Annotated in this window: 17 protein-coding genes and 1 tRNA gene; 13 read left to right on the forward strand and 5 right to left on the reverse strand. The window is 71.9% G+C overall.

The features are described from left to right. Positions 1–304 precede the first annotated feature (304 nt). From tmk to V5O40_RS04930, 6 genes are all read left to right on the forward strand, one after another. Entirely contained in the window at positions 305–2,401 is a 2,097-nt protein-coding gene (gene tmk, locus V5O40_RS04905) for a dTMP kinase (RefSeq protein WP_332904440.1), read from the forward strand. Then, the gene (locus tag V5O40_RS04910) at positions 2,401–3,615 is read left to right on the forward strand and encodes a DNA polymerase III subunit delta' (protein WP_332904344.1); all 1,215 of its coding nucleotides are present in this window, start codon (positions 2,401–2,403) and stop codon (positions 3,613–3,615) included. The genes tmk and V5O40_RS04910 overlap by 1 nt, the downstream gene beginning before the upstream one ends. 178 nt (positions 3,616–3,793) lie before the next feature. Beyond that, positions 3,794–4,123, forward strand: coding sequence for a YbaB/EbfC family nucleoid-associated protein (locus tag V5O40_RS04915; protein WP_093404078.1), 330 nt, complete (start codon positions 3,794–3,796; stop codon positions 4,121–4,123). A gap of 1 nt (position 4,124) precedes the next feature. Continuing rightward, a complete protein-coding gene (locus tag V5O40_RS04920; protein WP_332904345.1) occupies positions 4,125–4,430 on the forward strand; it encodes a hypothetical protein in 306 nt (101 codons plus the stop codon). Further along, positions 4,430–5,134 (forward strand): hypothetical protein, encoded by a 705-nt coding sequence (locus tag V5O40_RS04925; RefSeq protein ID WP_332904346.1) that lies wholly within the window; start codon positions 4,430–4,432, stop codon positions 5,132–5,134. The genes V5O40_RS04920 and V5O40_RS04925 overlap by 1 nt, the downstream gene beginning before the upstream one ends. Before the next feature lie 338 nt (positions 5,135–5,472). Continuing rightward, positions 5,473–6,303, forward strand: a complete 831-nt coding sequence (locus V5O40_RS04930) for a PSP1 domain-containing protein (RefSeq protein WP_332904347.1) — start codon at positions 5,473–5,475, stop codon at positions 6,301–6,303. Between the two features lie 107 nt (positions 6,304–6,410). Here the strand turns inward: V5O40_RS04930 and V5O40_RS04935 are convergent, their stop codons facing one another. After that, positions 6,411–8,198, reverse strand: a complete 1,788-nt coding sequence (locus tag V5O40_RS04935) for a metallophosphoesterase family protein (RefSeq protein ID WP_332904348.1) — start codon at positions 8,196–8,198, stop codon at positions 6,411–6,413. 129 nt (positions 8,199–8,327) lie between these two features. On the opposite strand from V5O40_RS04935, the gene V5O40_RS04940 reads away from it, so the two are divergent. After that, positions 8,328–8,400 (forward strand) — tRNA-Thr (locus tag V5O40_RS04940). Positions 8,401–8,496: 96 nt separating this feature from the next. Here V5O40_RS04940 and V5O40_RS04945 read toward each other — a convergent pair. The 3 genes from V5O40_RS04945 to V5O40_RS04955 are packed head-to-tail and all read right to left on the reverse strand — an operon-like array spanning position 8,497 to position 10,672. Continuing rightward, positions 8,497–8,889: a DUF4260 domain-containing protein gene (locus tag V5O40_RS04945; RefSeq protein WP_332904349.1), complete on the reverse strand. Its 393-nt coding sequence runs from the start codon at positions 8,887–8,889 to the stop codon at positions 8,497–8,499. A 29-nt stretch (positions 8,890–8,918) separates the two neighbouring features. After that, positions 8,919–9,524, reverse strand: a complete 606-nt coding sequence (locus V5O40_RS04950) for a response regulator transcription factor (protein WP_164446443.1) — start codon at positions 9,522–9,524, stop codon at positions 8,919–8,921. Next, entirely contained in the window at positions 9,521–10,672 is a 1,152-nt protein-coding gene (locus V5O40_RS04955) for a sensor histidine kinase (protein WP_332904350.1), read from the reverse strand. Before V5O40_RS04955 ends, V5O40_RS04950 begins: the two co-directional genes overlap by 4 nt. A 108-nt stretch (positions 10,673–10,780) precedes the next feature. Between V5O40_RS04955 and V5O40_RS04960 the strand changes: the two genes are divergently transcribed. From V5O40_RS04960 to V5O40_RS04970, 3 genes are all read left to right on the forward strand, one after another. Next, positions 10,781–11,662, forward strand: coding sequence for an ABC transporter ATP-binding protein (locus tag V5O40_RS04960; protein WP_332904351.1), 882 nt, complete (start codon positions 10,781–10,783; stop codon positions 11,660–11,662). Between the two features lie 26 nt (positions 11,663–11,688). Continuing rightward, on the forward strand, positions 11,689–12,408 hold the full coding sequence (locus V5O40_RS04965) for an ABC transporter permease (RefSeq protein ID WP_332904352.1): 720 nt from the start codon (positions 11,689–11,691) through the stop codon (positions 12,406–12,408). A gap of 75 nt (positions 12,409–12,483) precedes the next feature. Further along, positions 12,484–13,167, forward strand: a complete 684-nt coding sequence (locus tag V5O40_RS04970) for a GOLPH3/VPS74 family protein (RefSeq protein WP_332904353.1) — start codon at positions 12,484–12,486, stop codon at positions 13,165–13,167. Between the two features lie 138 nt (positions 13,168–13,305). Here V5O40_RS04970 and V5O40_RS04975 read toward each other — a convergent pair whose 3' ends face one another. Further along, positions 13,306–13,923, reverse strand: coding sequence for a pyridoxamine 5'-phosphate oxidase family protein (locus V5O40_RS04975; protein WP_332904354.1), 618 nt, complete (start codon positions 13,921–13,923; stop codon positions 13,306–13,308). Between the two features lie 151 nt (positions 13,924–14,074). Between V5O40_RS04975 and V5O40_RS04980 the strand changes: the two genes are divergently transcribed. Genes V5O40_RS04980 through V5O40_RS04990 form a run of 3 tightly spaced genes read left to right on the forward strand, consistent with a single transcriptional unit; the run spans position 14,075 to position 16,223 of the window. Beyond that, positions 14,075–14,581: a DUF2231 domain-containing protein gene (locus V5O40_RS04980; RefSeq protein ID WP_332904355.1), complete on the forward strand. Its 507-nt coding sequence runs from the start codon at positions 14,075–14,077 to the stop codon at positions 14,579–14,581. After that, complete coding sequence (locus V5O40_RS04985) at positions 14,578–15,111, forward strand: Hsp20/alpha crystallin family protein (protein WP_281602362.1); 534 nt, start codon at positions 14,578–14,580, stop codon at positions 15,109–15,111. Before V5O40_RS04980 ends, V5O40_RS04985 begins: the two co-directional genes overlap by 4 nt. An 8-nt stretch (positions 15,112–15,119) precedes the next feature. After that, positions 15,120–16,223 carry a glycosyltransferase family 9 protein gene (locus V5O40_RS04990; protein WP_332904356.1) on the forward strand — a complete coding sequence of 368 codons (1,104 nt, stop codon included), beginning with the start codon at positions 15,120–15,122 and terminating at the stop codon, positions 16,221–16,223. Positions 16,224–16,233 lie beyond the last annotated feature (10 nt).

A 16,233-nucleotide genomic window follows, 5' to 3' on the forward strand; every position in this document is an offset into this window, starting at 1 on the left:
GGCGAGCAGGCGGTGCAGGACGGGAGGACGTCCCTACCGGGTCTAGAGTGTTCCACCGGGGGTGCCCAGCGATGGGCCGGCACGTGGAGGTACGGCCATCGAAAGCGAGTACAACGGCGAGTCGTCCGGCGTGTCGCCGGCCGACCAGCCCGCCGGCACAGCCGACCAGCCCGCCGACACCGCCGGACGCGACGCGGCCGGCCAGTCCGGTGCCGCCAACCAGTCGGGCAAGGCGGGGACGCAGGGTCCGTCGGGAGGCCCCGCCGGGCAACCCGACCTGACCGGGTACGGAGCGATCCGCTCGGTGCTGCGCATCCGACCGTTCCGCCGGCTCTGGATCGTGCTCGGCGCGGCCTCCTTCGGTGACTGGCTCGGCCTGCTCGCCACCAGCGTCTTCGCCGCCGCCCAGGTGGAGGGAAGCACCGCCAAGGGCGCGGCCTTCGGTGGCGTGATCGCCATTCGGCTGTTGCCCGCGCTGCTGCTCGGCCCGGTCGCCGGAGTGCTCGCCGACCGGTTCGACAGGCGCTGGACGATGGTCATCTGCGACCTGCTGCGGTTCGTGCTCTTCGCCTCCATCCCGCTCTACGCGTTGACCGGTGCCAGCGGCGCGCGGGTGGTCAGTTGGGCGGCGATCGCCACCTTCCTGATCGAGACGGTCACCCTGCTCTGGATTCCGGCCAAGGAAGCCGCGGTACCGAACCTCATCCCCCGGGCCCGGCTGGAGACGGCCAACCAGCTCACCCTGATCACCACGTACGGCCTGACCCCGGTCTTCGCCGCGATCGTGCTCTCCGCGCTCGACGGCATCATCCGGGGTGCCACCGGCGGCGAGATGCCGGGCTGGGCCCAGCCGGCCCAACTCGCGCTCTGGTTCAACGCCTTCTCCCGGCTCGCCACCGCCGTCGTGGTGGCCTTCGGTATCAAGGAGATCAGTCAGGGGCAGACCGACGAAGGGGAGCGCACCGAGCAGAGCATGATGCGCCAGTTCACCGAGGGCTGGCGGTTCATCGGGCAGACCCCACTGGTGCGCGGGCTGGTTCTCGGCATCCTCGGCGCCTTCGCCGGTGGCGGCATCGTCATCGGCACCGCCCGGTTCTTCGCCGACTCGCTCGGTGCCGGTGACGCCGCGTTCTACCTGCTGTTCGGTGCGATCTTCATCGGCCTGGCGATCGGCATCGGGCTCGGGCCGATGATCGTGCGGGAGATGTCCCGGCGTCGCTGGTTCGGTATGAGCATCGTGCTGGCCAGCGCCTCGGTGATGACCCTGGCCTTCGCCATCCACCTGTCCATGGCGCTCGTCGGCGCGGTCCTCGTCGGGGCCGGCGCCGGGATGGCCTTCCTCTCCGGCACCACCCTGCTCGGCGGTGAGGTCGCCGACGAGGTACGCGGCCGGGTCTTCGCCGTGGTGCAGATCGGTACCCGGCTCGTGCTGATCCTGGCGATCGCGCTCGGCAGCCTGCTGGCCGGTGTCGGTGGCTCCCGCACGCTGACCATCGCCGACCTCGGCATCTCCGTCTCCTCCACCCGCCTGCTGCTGCTCGCCGCCGGTGCGGCCGGCATCTTCGCCGGGATCAGTGCCTTCGGGCAGATGGACGACAAGAAGGGCGTGCCGGTCCTGGCCGACCTGTGGGGGTCGATCCGGGGCCGTCCGCTGATGCCGGCCGAGCCGTTCGTCTCCGCCGGACTCTTCGTGGTGTTCGAGGGCGGTGAGGGCGCCGGCAAGTCGACCCAGCTCGGCAAGCTGGCCGAGCTGCTCCGTGGCCAGGGACGGGACGTGGTGGTCACCCGGGAGCCGGGTGCCACCGGCGTCGGTACCCGGATCAGATCGCTGGTGCTGGACACCACCCCCGACGAGGCACCCTCACCGCGCGCCGAGGCGTTGCTCTACGCCGCCGACCGGGCGCACCATGTGGCCACCGTGGTCCGGCCCGCGCTGACCCGGGGCGCGGTGGTGATCAGCGACCGGTACGTCGACTCGTCCCTGGCCTACCAGGGTGCCGGCCGGACGTTGCCGGTCGACGAGGTGTCCTGGCTCTCCTCCTGGGCCACCGGTGGGCTCAAGCCCGATCTGGTGGTGCTGCTCGACGTCGATCCGCGCACCGGGCTGTCCCGGGTCGCCGCGCGTGCGCAGAGCGCCGACCGCCTGGAGGCCGAGTCGATCGCCTTCCACGACCGGGTCCGCTACGCGTTCCTCGATCTCGCCGCCGCCGACCCGAAGCGTTACCTGGTGCTCGACGGCGCCCGGCCGGCGGAGGACATCGCCGAGCGGGTCGCCCGCCGGGTGAAGGAGCTGCTCGGCAGCGCCGACGGGATCGAGCACCCGGGCCCGGCGCACGGCCCGGACACCTCGGTGCAGCCCGAGTTATCCCCGTCGGAGCTGGTGACGACGGAGCGGACCTGATGCCGGACGCCTTCGCCGACCTGGTGGGGCAGGACGAGGCGGTACAGACGCTGCGGCGGGCCGCCGCGGCTGCCGCCGCCGTGCTGCGCGCCTCCGGCGAACCCGAGGCGGGCGTCGGCGCTGATCCGGGCGGGGGGATGACCCACGCCTGGATCTTCACCGGTCCGCCCGGCTCGGGCCGGTCGGTCGCGGCGCGGGCCTTCGCCGCCGCGCTGCAGTGCGCGCACGGCACCGGCTGTGGCGAGTGCCCCGGCTGCCACACCACCCTCGCCGGCACCCACGCCGACGTCCGCCTGGTGGTGCCCGAGGGGCTGTCCATCGGGGTGAACGAGATGCGGGCGCTGGTGCTCCGGGCGGCCAGCACCCCGTCCGGTGGGCGCTGGCAGGTCGTCATCATCGAAGACGCCGACCGGTTGACCGAGGCGGCCGGCAACGCACTGCTGAAGGCGGTGGAGGAGCCCCCGCCGCGTACGGTGTTCCTGCTCTGCGCGCCGTCCACCCACCCGGACGACATCTCGGTGACCATCCGGTCGCGGTGCCGGGTGGTGCCGCTGCGGCAGCCGGCGGCCGAGGCGGTGGCCGAGGTGCTGGTCCGCCGGGACGGGATCGCTCCCGACGTGGCGCGCTGGACGGCCGCCGCCACGCAGGGCCATGTGGGGCGGGCTCGGCGACTGGCCCGTGATCCGCAGGCCCGGGCCCGGCGGGAGGCGGTGCTCGCGGTGCCGCGTCGGCTGACCGGGGTGGGTGCCGCCTTCGACGCGGCGTCCGCGCTGATCGAGGCCGCCGAGGCGGAGGCGGAGGCGTCGGTCGCGGAGACAGACGCCGCGGAGCGCGCGGCGCTGGAGACGGCGCTCGGTGCCGGCGGTACCGGCCGGGGTGCGGCCGGTGCCGCCCGAGGAGCCGCCGGTCAACTGAAGGACCTGGAACGGCGCCAGAAGTCACGGGCCACCCGGGCCCAGCGGGACGCGCTGGACCGGGCCCTGGTGGACCTCGCCGCCTTCTACCGCGACGTGTTGACCATGGCGCTGGGCGCACCGGTTACGCCGGTGCACTCCGACACCGCCGAACTGGCCGCGGCGGGTGCCCGCAACTGGCAGGCGGAGGGGGCGCTGCGGCGGCTGGAGGCGGTGCTCACCTGCCGCGCGGCGATCGAGGCCAACGTCAAGCCCCGGATCGCCGTCGAGGCGATGATGCTCGCCCTCTGGAAGGGCTGACCGCCGCCGGTCCGGCGCGACACCTCGGCGAATGGCTGACCACCCCGCCCACCGGGCCGGCCCGTAGCCGGACCGTTGCCCACAGCCATCGACAGGCGCAATTCGCGTGCGGTACGGTCCGGTGTGCCGTGGTGACGGTGGCGGCACGCACAGTGATGAAACCGGGAGGAGTCCGGCGATGCCGCGGGGTGAGATCGACGAGGCGTGGATCGAGGAGGCGGTCCGGCGTTACCGCCGCATCGAGTCCCTCCAGGCCGAGTTCGACCAGGCCGTGGCGACGGTCGAGGTCACCGTCCGCTCACCGGACGGTCTGGTCGAGGTGGTGGTCACCGCCGGCGGCCGGATCACCGACGTACGGTTCCTCGGCCCCCTGCACACCCGGGCACCGCGCGACGTGGCCGACTCGGTACGAGCCGCCGTCACCGCCGCCGCGGACGCCGCGGAGTGGGCGAGGGAGAAGCTGCACAACGAGACCTTCACCGCGTACCGACCGCTGACGGGGGCCTGAGATGGACAGCCTTCGCACCCTGGCCGGCCGCCTCGACGAGGCGAGCGCCACGCTCACCGCGCTCTCCCGGTCGGTCACCGCCGGGGATCCGGCACAGGTGGCGTTCGGCGCCGACGCACCTGGCCGGCCGGGCGAGGTCGGGCGGGCGTTGCATCGGCAGTGGGTGGCCGCCACCGGCGATCGGGCCCGGGAGGCGCACAACGCCGCCATCCAGCTGGCGTCCGTGGCCGCCGCAGTGCGCGAGGCCGCCGACCGCTACTCCGACACCGACTCCGCCATCTCCCGTCGGCTCGCCGGTGAGGCGTGATGGATCTCCTCGACCGGCTCGCCGAGCCGGGCCTCGATCTGCTGGCGCGGGTCGACACGCTGCTCGCGACCGGCGCTCCCGAGGGGCACCGGGTGTGGCCGTTGCTCCGCCGGATGCAGGTGCTGCCCGGTGACGCGCTGCGCGGCTTCCTCGACCTGCGGCCGGGGCCGCTGGCTACCGCCGGGCACGCCGTGCGTCGGCACGTGCACGGCTACGACCACGCCTGCGCCGCGCTGACCGACCCGGTGCTCTGGTCCGGTTCGGCCGCCACGGCGTACGGCCAGTCGCGGGCGGCGTTGCTGCGACACCTGGACGAGGGGCCAGAGAGCCTGGTCGGGCGGCTGGAAGCCACCGCCGGCTACGCCGACGCGCTCGCCGACTGGGTGGAGGGCAGCCGGCTCGCCGCCGCTCGGGCGCTGGCCGAGGCCGTCGGCTCGGCCGAGGCGGTTGCCGTCGTCGCCGCCACGTCGGCCGGCCGGGCGACGGCGCAGACCGGCAGGTCAACAGCGGGCGCGGTCGCCGCCGCCGAGATCGGTGCCCGGGTGCTGGCGGTGCTCTGCGTGGCGTACGACGGTGTCGAGACGTTGTTGCGGCAGTGGTCACCGAGCCTGGCCGAGTCTCCGTGGCGACCGGGGGGCGCGCGGTTCCGACCGGACAGCGGTGGTGGCCCGCCGGGCGGCCGGACGACCCGGGTCGGCTGGTGACGTCCACCCACGTCGTCTCCGGTGCCGGCACCCGCGTCGGCACAGGGCGCACGGCGCCGCTCGCGGGCCTCTCGAAGATGGCCCGTCAGCGGCGCCGTGACCTTCCCTGCACCCCCCGCAGGTCTGCTCTCCACTCAACGCGTTCGGCCCGGTCTTGTCCCGCCCGTGACGCAGGTTTCAGCCGTCCGGGCAGCATCGTCGTACCGGTGGCCGGGCCGGGCATCGGTCAAGTCGACAACCATGGATGGCGAGACGGCGAGACATCGGCTCGCGTTTCGAGGGCACACCGCCGCCGATCGCACCGGCGCGCTTCCGCCAACCCGACGTAGGGTGAGGCCATGGGCATGCTCTGTGCGGTCAGCTTCCAGCGTTACGGGCGCCTCTACTACCTGGACCCTGGCGAGCTGAGACCACAGGTGGGCGACAAGGTGCTGGTGCCCACCGACGACGGTCCCGAGGTGGCGGAGTGCGTGTGGGCGGCGCAGTGGGTCACCGACGACACGGCGGGTTTCCCACGGCTGGCCGGGCTCGCCCAGGAGGACGACCTGCGCCGCGACGAGGAACTGCGGCGGCGCAAGGCCGAGGCGAAGGTAGCGGCCAAGCGGCTGATCCGCGAGCACGGCCTGCCCATGAAGGTGGTGGCGGTCGACCATGTGCTCGGCAACGGCGATGGCGGCGGAGAACGCAGCACGATCTACTTCACCGCCCCGCACCGGGTGGACTTCCGCTCCCTGGTCCGCGATCTCGGCGCGACCCTGCACTGCCGGGTGGAGTTGCGCCAGCTCTCGGCCCGCGATTCGGCCCGGGTGCAGGGTGGCATCGGCTCCTGCGGGCGGGATCTGTGCTGCGCCACGTTCCTCAACGACTTCGAGCCGGTCACCATCCGGATGGCCAAGGACCAGGATCTCCCACTCAACCCGCTGCGTATCTCGGGTGCCTGCGGTCGGTTGATGTGCTGCCTCAAGTACGAACATCCCCTGTACGCGAAGTTCGCCGAATCAGCCCCGGCGATCGGCGCCCGGGTCAGCACCCCCGAGGGTGAGGGCCGCGTGGTCGGCCACAGCGTCCCGAGAGACGCGGTGACGGTCCGCCTGGACGCCGACGGCTCCCGCTCCCGGTGCTCCCGCGCCGACGTCTGCGGCCCCCGCCGCGCCCACGACACCCGCTGACCCCACCCCACCCACCCCCGCCGGATCCGGCGTTGATCATGAGGTTGGCGGCAGTTTTATAGATCAACATCGCCGCCAACCTCATGATCAACAGCATGGGTGGGTGGTCAGGTGAGGGTGATGGGGGGTTCGGCTAGGCGGGGGGTCAGCGGGGTGGTGGGGGTCAGCCAGGAGGAGTCGGGGGAGTGGTCGGGGTTGATGCGCCAGTCGCGGGCGACGCGGTCGACGGCGATCGGGTAGAGGGTGAGGGTGCCGTCGGGATCGATGCGCATCCTGACGAAGCCCTTGGCGTCCTCGATGCCCTGCCCGGCGAACAGCTCGTTGACGTTCACCCCGAAGGCGCTCGCGAGCAGCAGGTACGCGGCCACCAACTGGCTGGCCACCAACCCGATCACCGGCAGGTAGACCACTGCCGCCGCCACCGCGGGCAGCGGCCAGGACCAGTCGTGGAACGGCAGCGCGAGCCAGGCCCAGGTGCCGGCGGCGGCCAGCCCGACGTGTGCCAGCCCGTGCCCGACGCCGAGGATCCAGTGCCGGGCGTGGCGCTTGCCGCTGGAACTGGGCGGTTTCGCGAACATCGCCGCCGCAAGCACCGTGACCAGCACCATCATCACCAGCGGCACACTGAACAGCCGCTGTTCGGAGGCCTCGGACCGGAAATCGGCCACCCCGGCCATGGAGAGCATCAGCAGGGTCTGCAGCACGCCCAGCAGCGTCGAGAAGCCCGGGTTGCGGCGCGGCAGCCGGGCGAAGATTCCCCAGCCGTACCGGCGGGAGCGGGCGGCGTCGGGGTAGCGGCCCGCCAACTCGTACGTCCGGGACGGGCTGGACCGGCGGGCCAGGGTGTCGGGCGGTGGCACCTGGATGCGCCCGGGCAGCTTGTGCGTCGGGTACAGGTAGGCGCCGCCGCTGCCGGAGGTGACCAGCTGTCGCCCGTCCGGCCCGGTGTACCGCGCGTAGTGGTGCAGGTCGCCGGAGATGAGCAGCCGGACCTGGGCACCGGTGGGCGCGACGATGGTGCGGATGAAGTAGTCGATCGAGTCGTACGCGGTGGGTCGGTCGACGGCCTTGACCCAGGCCGGAGCCGGCACCGCCAGGATCACCCGGCTCTGCGGTCCGAGCCGCTTCGCCACCGCGTCGAAGTAGGTGAGCTGCGGGTCGTCGACGTACGAGCCGGACTGGTCGTCGAGGCCGAGCAGCCACCAGTCGGCCGGCAGCTCGACGGCGAAGTACGACCGGGACTGGCCGGTACACCAGCCGCCGAAGTGCCGGTCCCGGGTACGGACGAACAGCCGCAGGAACGCGGTGAGCCCGTCGTACCAGTCGTGGTTGCCGGGCACCGCGAAGATCGTCGGCTGCTCCGCCGGAGTGGCCGGCAGCGCCGCCTGGTACGGCCCCTTGCACCGGTCCTCGTACGCCGCGTACTCCGCCGACGGGTAGACCTGGTCGCCACCCATCACCAGGGTCTGCGCCCGGGGCAGCCGGTGCCCGTCCACCGTGATCTCCCGCTGGGCGAGCAGGTACGCCACCGAATAGGTGGCGTCGAACCCGTCACCCAGGTCGGCCACGTAGTCGAGCCAGAGTCCACCGTCCGGCCCCACCTGCCGGGAGATCTCCGCGTCCAGCGCCTTCTGGAGTTCCCGCTTGTCCAGGTACGCACCGAACAGCATCGCCAGCAGCGTCCGCAGGCCGGTGCTGATCAGCAGGAACGGCGCGAGCCACGGCACCGGCTTGCGGGGCGCGAAACCCAGTTCCAGTGGATCGATGCTGCGGGGTCGCCGGGCCTGTCGACCGCCGGCGGCCTCCCCGGCGTACGACCCTGGCGGCGGCGTCCGGTCACGGGACGGCGGCCCGACGTCGCCCGGTTCGTCGCGAGAGGTGTGATCGTCGGTCATTCGCCGCAGCGTAGTGCGACCCGGGTGACCCGACGACCCCGGAAACGCCCCGGGCGTCCGGTTCGCTCGACCCGGCGGCCAATCCCGCTCGGCCCCGCAGCGGCGCGTGCCGTACACTTGACCACCGTTGCCGCCTTAGCTCAGTCGGCAGAGCGACGCACTCGTAATGCGTAGGTCGACGGTTCGATTCCGTCAGGCGGCTCGGTACGCAAGCCCAGGTCAGAGACCTGGGCTTCGCCGTCTTTCAGGTCAGGCCACTTCCGGTTGCGCTGCGGCTGTCCGTCCCGGGCCGACCGGCTCAGGGCGCGGGCCGCTTGGCCTTTCCGATTCGTCCGAGGTGGGTGTGTTCGAAGCCCTCGGTGGTCTTGAGGCCGTAGCCGAGGGCGCGGTCGACGGCGATGTGGAAGACCCACGCGACGGCGAGGACGCCGAGCCAGTCGATCGGCTCCCGGAATGCGGCGAGGGCCACCGCGACCGCGCCGAGCAGCGCCGGCAGCGCGTAGGAGTGCACCAGGTTGTAGCAGAAGGCACCCACCTGCGGGCCGCGCAGATAGCCGACCATCGACAGGTCGAAGATCAGGAACAGGGCGAGCAGCCACCACCACGCGTACCCGACGGCGACGGTCACCACGACGGCGAAGGCTGCCACCACGACGCCCTCGATGCGCTGTGTCTGGACCGGGTTCAACATCCGACATCTCCAAGCTGGCGGTTCAGGGGTCACAGCCAGTCGTGCTCGCGGGCGTAGCGCGCGGCCTCGTGGCGGGTGTGGGTCTGGGTCTTCTGCATGGCGTTGGACAGGTAGTTGCGCACGGTGCCCTGGGCGAGGTGCAGCCGGGCGGCGATGTCGGCGACCGAGTAACCCTCGCTCGTCACCCGCAGCACGTCGAGTTCCCGCTCGGTGAGCGGGCAGTCGTCGACGATGGCGAGGGCGGACACGTCGGGGTCGATCCACCGTCTGCCGGCGTGCAGGTCGGTGATGACCGAGGCGATGTGGGCCGGCTCGGCCGACTTGCTGACGAAACCCTGGACGCCGAGCTTCAGCGCCTTGCGCAGCACGCCGGGCCGGGCATGTCGGGTCAGCATGAGGACCACCTGCTCGGGCCGGACGCGGCGGATCTGCGTGATGGCGCCGAGGCCGTCCGTGCCGGGCATCTCCAGGTCGATGACCAGCACGTCGGGCCGGTGCCGCAGGGTGGCCTCGACGGCGGTCTCGCCGTTGGTCGCCTCGGCGACGATGTCGATGTCGCCTTCGAGCGGCAGCAGCGCCGCCAGCGCCTTGCGCAGCAGGGCCTCGTCGTCAGCGAGCACGATGGTGGTGGTCATCGGTGATCCTCCGCGGCGCCGCCGGTGGCCGCGTCGGCCCGGGCGGCCGGGAATCTCGCGGCGGTCAGGAAGCGCCCGTCGTGCTGTCGTACGGTCAGCTCGCCGCCGTCGGCTGCCAACCGTTGCCGGAGGCTGGACAGCCCTCTGAGCTCGGGCAGCCTATCGCCGCTCACGCCGTCGTTGACGATCGAGATGCCGGCTTCGGAGAGCGTGATCCGCACCTGGGTGGCCTGTGCGTGTCGCAGGATGTTCGTGGTGGTCTCGCGCAGGACCTGGCCGAGCAGCTCGCTGCGGCGCGGGTCCACCTCGGCCTCCCGGGTCACCCGGACCCGGATGCCCGCCGCCTCGAACAGGTTCTTCGCGTTCTCGAGCTCCGCCGTGAGGTTGAGTCGGCGCTGCGCGTACGCCAGCTCCTTGGTCTGGGTGATGGTGTCGCTCACCAGAGCGTACGTCTCCCGCAGCTCCTTCTCGGCTCGGTCGGTGTCGCTGAGCAACAGTTTCCGGGCCAGTGCGATCTTCAGCTTGACCACGTGCAGGGTGTGGCCCTGGATGTCGTGCAGATCGCTGGCGAAGCGGACGCGCTCGCGGATGACCGCCAGCTCCGCCTCGCGCTCCCGGGCGTGGTCCAGCTCCCGGATGAGGTCGTAGAAGCGCTCGCCGACGATCGTCAGGACGGTCACCAGGATGGTGAGGCCCGTCGGGACGAGGACGTAGGTGATCAGGACGCCGCGTACGTCGTCCTGATCGACCAGGAACCGCATCGCGCCGACGGCGGCGACGTAGCTGAACAGCCCGACCGCTGCCAGGGTCCGGCGTCGTACCTGGCGGAGGGCGAGGGACCCTACCGCGCAGATGCCCCAGTAGGCGTTGGGGCTGCCGGTCAGCAGCACCCCGAGCGGCCACACCGCAGCCCCGACGATCGTGCAGGGCAGGGCGACCCGGGCGAGGTCGTCCGCCGTCCAGCGTTCGAAGGCCACCACCGCCGCCACGGCACCCGGGACCAGGACGACGAAATGCCACCAGGCGTGCGCGTCGGTGGCCAGGAGCACCACCGCGGCGAACACGACCGGCGGCAGTGACGTGAGGAGATTGATCCGGCGCAGCCGCCTCTGCGTCGTCTTGGTGAAGGCCGGCGATCTCGCGGTCACCCAGCCAGTATTCCCACCTCCAGGTGGGGCGGGCAGTGACACCGCGTCACATGTACCCGTGACGTGACGCCACTGAACGATCACCGCGACCGCTGCTGTCATTGGGGCATGTCCACGACACCAGTGATCGAAGTCGAACGGCTCAACGTCAAGTACGGCGACTTCCACGCCGTGCGTGACCTCTCCTTCGAGGTCCGGCGCGGCGAACTGTACGCGCTGCTCGGCACGAACGGAGCGGGGAAGACCTCGACCCTGGAGACCATCGAGGGGCACCGGACGCCGACCTCCGGCACGGTACGCGTCTTCGGGCACCAGCCGGGCGACCGTCGGGTGGTCCGTCCCCGGATGGGCGTCATGCTCCAGGAGAGTGGTTTCTCCCCCGACCTCACGGTTCGTGAGTCGGTCCGGCTGATCGGCACCCTGACCCGGCGCACCGACGATGTCGACCGGGTGCTCGACATCGTCGATCTCACCGGCAAGGCCGGCCGGAAGGTCTCCCAGCTCTCCGGTGGGGAGAAGCGGCGGCTGGACTTCGCCACCGCCGTCTACGGCACACCGGAGCTGATCTTCCTGGACGAGCCGACCACCGGCCTGGACGTCCAGTCCCGCGACCACCTGTGGACGACCGTGGACCGGCTCCGGGAGAACGGCGCGACGATCGTGCTGACCACGCACTACCTGGAGGAGGCGCAGCAGCGCGCCGACCGGATCGGGCTCATGCACGAGGGCACCTTCCACCGGGAGGGCACCGTCTCCGAGCTGACCCGCACGCTGCCGGCCGTCATCCGCTTCTCGCTGCCGCCGACGGCGCCGACGCTGCCGGTGCAGGCCGCCACGGACGGCGACGGCAGGGTCGTGATCGAGACCTTCGGTCTGCAGAAGGACCTGCACCTCCTGCTCGCCTGGGCGCAGGACCACGCGGTGGAGTTGCGGGACCTGGAGGCCGGACCGACCCGACTCGACAACGTCTTCCGCGCCATCAGCGGCTGACTCGTCTCCCGAGAGGAATCCTTCCCGTGTTCCCCATCGCCTTCAGCGAGTTGATCCAGATCTTCCGGAACCGGCTGGTGCTGGTCACCAGCTTCATCATCCCGGTCGTCGTCTCCGCGTACTTCGTCCGGCAGCACGAGACCTTCGCCGCCCTCGGCAGCCTCGGCTACATCGCGGCGATCGTGCTGTTCACCGTGGCCGCGTTCGGGCTCTACGCCACGACCGTGACCACCCTGGCCTCCCGGCGGCAGAATCTCTTTCTCAAGCGGTTGCGCTCCACGGCCATCGGGGACGCCGGCATTCTCGCCGGCCTGCTGTTGCCCGCCACCGTCGTCGCGCTGGTGCAGGTGGCGGCGATCCTGACCGCGCTGGCCATGGTGGCCGGCGGGCCGGCCAACGTGCCCCTGCTGGTGGTGGCGATCGTCGCGACCGTGGCCATGCTGATGGGCCTGGGTCTGGCCACCGCCGGCCTGACGAACTCACCCGAGCACGCCCAGGTCACCACCCTGCCCGTCACCCTCGGCGTGATCGGCGTGGCCAGCTGGGTGGGCATCAGCGGCACCGAGGATCTCGCCCTGCTCAAGCGGCTGCTGCCCGGTGGTTCCGCCACCGAGATGGTGATGAACGCCTGGAACGGCGGCGTCGCCGTGACCGACTCCCTGTTCCTGCTGGCTCCGACGCTGGGCTGGGTCGTGATCGCCGTCGTGGCGGCCACCCGCCTGTTCAAGTGGGAACCCCGCCGCTGAGGGGGGTGGGCGCCCGCCGAGGTGCCCGCGACACCCGACCAGACCCTGCGTGAAGACGTACGACAAGGAGTGACCGTGATCGAAGAGACGTCGCACCCCGGCTCACCGACTCTGGTGGAGGACCTTCTGCTCCTGCTGTTCCAGCCGAGGTCGGGCACCATCGCCGGAGAGAACACCCTCTTCTACGTCCTCGCCGGGGCCGTACTCGCAGAGCTCGCCCTCGCCGACCGGGTGACCATGGCGGACCGACGCACGGTGAAGATCGTCGAGGGTCGGGCACCGTCGGATGATCTTCTCCGGTCGGCGTGGGACTACCTCTCCGAGAAACCCCGCGGTGTCCAGACGGTGCTCGCCGCGATCGGCCCGGAGCTGCGCAAGCCGGTGTTGGAGCGGCTCGTCGAACGCGGCGACATCACCCGGGAGGACCGGAAGATGCTCGGCCTGTTCCGTACGACTTCGCTGCGCGACGGTGGCACCGGACGCCGTGCGCGTCTGCTGGAGGAGGTCCGGCAGGTCCTCGTGGACGGCGCGGAACCATCGGCCCGGGTCGCCGCGCTCGCGGCACTGCTGTCGGGCAGCGGAACTCTTCCCCAGTTCTACCGCGACATCCCGTGGACCACACCTGTGATCACCCGCGCGAAGGAACTTGAGCAGGGCAACTGGGGCGCCGGAGCCGCAGCGGAAGCAGTGACCCGGACCGTGACCGCGACCGTCGTCAACAGTGTCATCGTCACCACCACGGTGATTCCCCGCAGCTAGCAGGCCCGTCCGCCCGCGTCCGTGCAGGCCAGCCTGCAACTTCGCGGATGTTGTCGTGTCTCGATGGACCTCAGGCAGCAACATCACCGAAGTTGTGGGCCGGGTGGCGGGGGGTAGCGGTGCGGGGAGGAGGGCGGGTCAGGTGTAGAGGGTGGCGGCGTACTGGGGGCCGTAGTGGCGTTCGAGGTCGGCGAGGGTGTCCGCCGGGGCCTCGACCTCCTTGACCAGGCGGGCCCGGCGGGGCAGCGGATCCGGTGGCCAGGTCTCCGGCTGCCACAGCTGGGACCGCAGGAACGCCTTCGCGCAGTGGTAGAAGATCTGCTCGATCTCGACAAGCACGGCGAGCACCGGCCGGTGCCCCTTGACCACCATGGCGTCGAACCAGGGCGCGTCGCGGAGCAGCCGCGCCCGGCCGTTGATCCGCAGGGTGTCGGTGCGCCCGGGAATGAGGAAGATCAGGCCGACGTGCGGGTTGGTCAGGATGTTGCGGTAGCCGTCGGCGCGCTTGTTGCCGGGACGCTCCGGGATGGCGATGGTCCGCTCGTCGAGCACGTGCGCGAAACCCGCCGGGTCGCCCTTCGGGGAGACGTCGCAGGTGCCGTCCGCTCCGGCGGTGGCCACCAGGCAGAACGGCGACGCGGCGAGCCACTGCCGGTCACGCTCGTGCAGTTGGGTGCGCTCCTTGGCGACCGCGCGGGGGCCGGGGGTGCCGAGCAGGTCGGTCAATTCGGCTGCGGATGTGATCTCCACCGTCACTGGGTGCCTCCCCGTGGAGTTGACCGTGGTGGCGGCACCCGGGCGGGAAACCGCCATGGTCACTCTAGTCGCGCACGACCGTCAGGTTTGTCCCCCGGTGCCCGGGGGTACGGCCCACAGAGCGCTTTCGAACAGCAGTGGAGGCCCGGAGATGGAGAGTCGACTCAAGATCCTGGGGCACCCCGTCCATCCGATGCTTGTGATGTTCCCCTTCGCCCTACTGGTCACCGCCGTGCTCTTCGACGTCATCGACACGGTCGGCGGGCCGGACTTCCTCGGCGAGGTGGCGTACTGGAACCTCACCGTCGGCCTTATCGTGGGCCTGCTGGCGGCGGCGGCCGGCACGTTCGACCTGCTGGCCATCCCCTCCGGAACCAGGGCCAAGCGGGTGGCGCTCACCCACGCCGTCGCGAACGTCGCGGTGATCCTGCTCTTCGCCGCCGTCTGGGTGGTGCGGCTCAACGCCGACTCGCGAGGGGCGGGCGGGGCACTGATCGCCATCGAGGTGGTGGCGCTGGGCATTCTCGGGGTCAGCGGCTGGCTGGGCGGTGAACTCGTCGACCGGCTCGGTGTCGGGGTCGACCGGGAGGCCAACCTCGACGCGCCGAGCTCGCTGCGGCCGGCGGCCGCCAGTCAACGGATGGGAGACGCGCGATGACCAGGCCGGGACGCGGTTGGCGGGGCGGCCAGCAGGGGTGGGACCCGATGGGCGAGTTGCAGTCGCTGCGGGCCGAGCTGAGCCGGCTGGTCGGCGGCCGTCCGGGGCCGCCGGAGGTGGAGTTGGGCGAGACCAGCGACGGCTGGGAGGTGGTCGTCCGGCTGCCCGGCGTCGCTCCCGAGGAGGTCGCGGTGGAGCTGGACGACCGCGAGCTGTGCGTACGGGCGCGGACGGAGGCCGAGGTCAACGCCGACCACGGCATTCCCGGCGGGTTCGAGACCCGGGGCTTCGAGTACCGCGTGCAACTGCCGTCGCGGGTGGACCCCGAGGCGATCGACGCGGTGATGGACCACGGTCTGCTGCGGGTACGGCTGCCCCGGGCGAACCGGCCCGCACCGCGCACCATCACCGTCGGGCGTACCGGACCGCGGTCGACGAGCCCCTCCGGTGGCGTGCCGAGCAGCGTCGACCCGGCGGCGGACCGGGAACTGCACCAGCCGGACGTCGCCACCGGCGATTCCGGCCGGTAGCGCGCCCGGTGGCTTCGGCCGTGCTGGGAGGGGCCGCCGACCGGGTGCCGGACGTGGCCCGGATCGCCGTGCTGCGCGCCAACGCGCTCGGTGACTTCATCTTCGTACTGCCCGCGCTGGAGGCGCTGCGGGCCGCGTACCCGCAGGCGGAGATCGTGTTGCTCGGTGCGCCCTGGCACGAGCAGCTGTGGCGGGATCGGCCGGGCCCGGTGGACCGGGTACTGGTGGTGCCGCCCGCGCCGGGGATCCGGACGGCGACCGAGGGCGAGCCCGAGTCGAGCACTGTAGACTTCCTGGCCGCCGCCCGCGCGGAGCGGTTCGACCTGGCGCTGCAACTGCACGGCGGCGGCGCCAACTCCAATCCGCTGGTGGCCGCGCTCGGCGCCCGGCTCACCGCGGGCCTACGGGCCGAGGACGCGCCGCCGCTGGACCGCTGGCTGCGCTACGTCTACTACCAGCACGAGGTGATCCGGTACCTGGAGGCGGTGGCACTGGTGGGCGCCGCGGCCACCACGATCATCCCGGCGCTGGCGGTCACCGAGACCGACCGGACCGAGGCGCGCACCGTGCTTGGCGAGTCGGAACGTCCCCGGGTGGCGTTGCATCCCGGCGCGACGGACACCCGTCGTCGCTGGCCCGCCGACCGCTTCGGGGAGGTGGCCCGGACGCTGCACGCCGACGGGTACGAAATCCTCGTCACCGGCACCCCTGCCGAGCGGGAGGTGGTCGACCAGGTGGTGGCCAGCGCCGGGGTGCCGGTCCGACCACAGGTCGGCACGCTCAGCCTGGGTGGGCTGGCCGGCTGCTACGCCGGCTGCGAGCTGGTGGTCTCCAACGACACCGGGCCACTGCACCTGGCCGCCGCCGTCGGTACGCCGACCGTCGGCATCTTCTGGGTCGGCAACCTGATCACCACCGCTCCCGTGACGCGGGGCCGGCACCGGCCGATCACCTCGTGGACCGTGCACTGCCCGGTCTGCGGGGTGGACTGCACCCCCGGCATCTACCCGCACCGTCCGGGCGACGGCGACTGCCCGCACCGCGACTCCTTCGTCACCGACGTGCCGGTGGCCGAGGTGGCGGAAGCCGCCCGCGAGCTGCTGTTCCGTTGACGAATCCCGC

Source organism: Micromonospora palythoicola (genome assembly GCF_036689795.1).
Taxonomy (GTDB): domain Bacteria; phylum Actinomycetota; class Actinomycetes; order Mycobacteriales; family Micromonosporaceae; genus Micromonospora; species Micromonospora palythoicola.

Excerpts from the sequence above, each read along its gene's own strand:
- V5O40_RS04910 (WP_332904344.1), top strand. The coding sequence starts at position 2,401 with ATGCCGGACGCCTTCGCCGACCTGGTGGGGCAGGACGAGGCGGTACAG.
- V5O40_RS04915 (WP_093404078.1), top strand. The coding sequence starts at position 3,794 with ATGCCGCGGGGTGAGATCGACGAGGCGTGGATCGAGGAGGCGGTCCGG.
- V5O40_RS04920 (WP_332904345.1), top strand. The coding sequence starts at position 4,125 with ATGGACAGCCTTCGCACCCTGGCCGGCCGCCTCGACGAGGCGAGCGCC.
- V5O40_RS04925 (WP_332904346.1), top strand. The coding sequence starts at position 4,430 with ATGGATCTCCTCGACCGGCTCGCCGAGCCGGGCCTCGATCTGCTGGCG.
- V5O40_RS04930 (WP_332904347.1), top strand. The coding sequence starts at position 5,473 with ATGGGCATGCTCTGTGCGGTCAGCTTCCAGCGTTACGGGCGCCTCTAC.
- V5O40_RS04935 (WP_332904348.1), bottom strand. The coding sequence starts at position 8,198 with ATGACCGACGATCACACCTCTCGCGACGAACCGGGCGACGTCGGGCCG.
- V5O40_RS04945 (WP_332904349.1), bottom strand. The coding sequence starts at position 8,889 with ATGTTGAACCCGGTCCAGACACAGCGCATCGAGGGCGTCGTGGTGGCA.
- V5O40_RS04950 (WP_164446443.1), bottom strand. The coding sequence starts at position 9,524 with ATGACCACCACCATCGTGCTCGCTGACGACGAGGCCCTGCTGCGCAAG.
- V5O40_RS04960 (WP_332904351.1), top strand. The coding sequence starts at position 10,781 with ATGTCCACGACACCAGTGATCGAAGTCGAACGGCTCAACGTCAAGTAC.
- V5O40_RS04980 (WP_332904355.1), top strand. The coding sequence starts at position 14,075 with ATGGAGAGTCGACTCAAGATCCTGGGGCACCCCGTCCATCCGATGCTT.
- V5O40_RS04985 (WP_281602362.1), top strand. The coding sequence starts at position 14,578 with ATGACCAGGCCGGGACGCGGTTGGCGGGGCGGCCAGCAGGGGTGGGAC.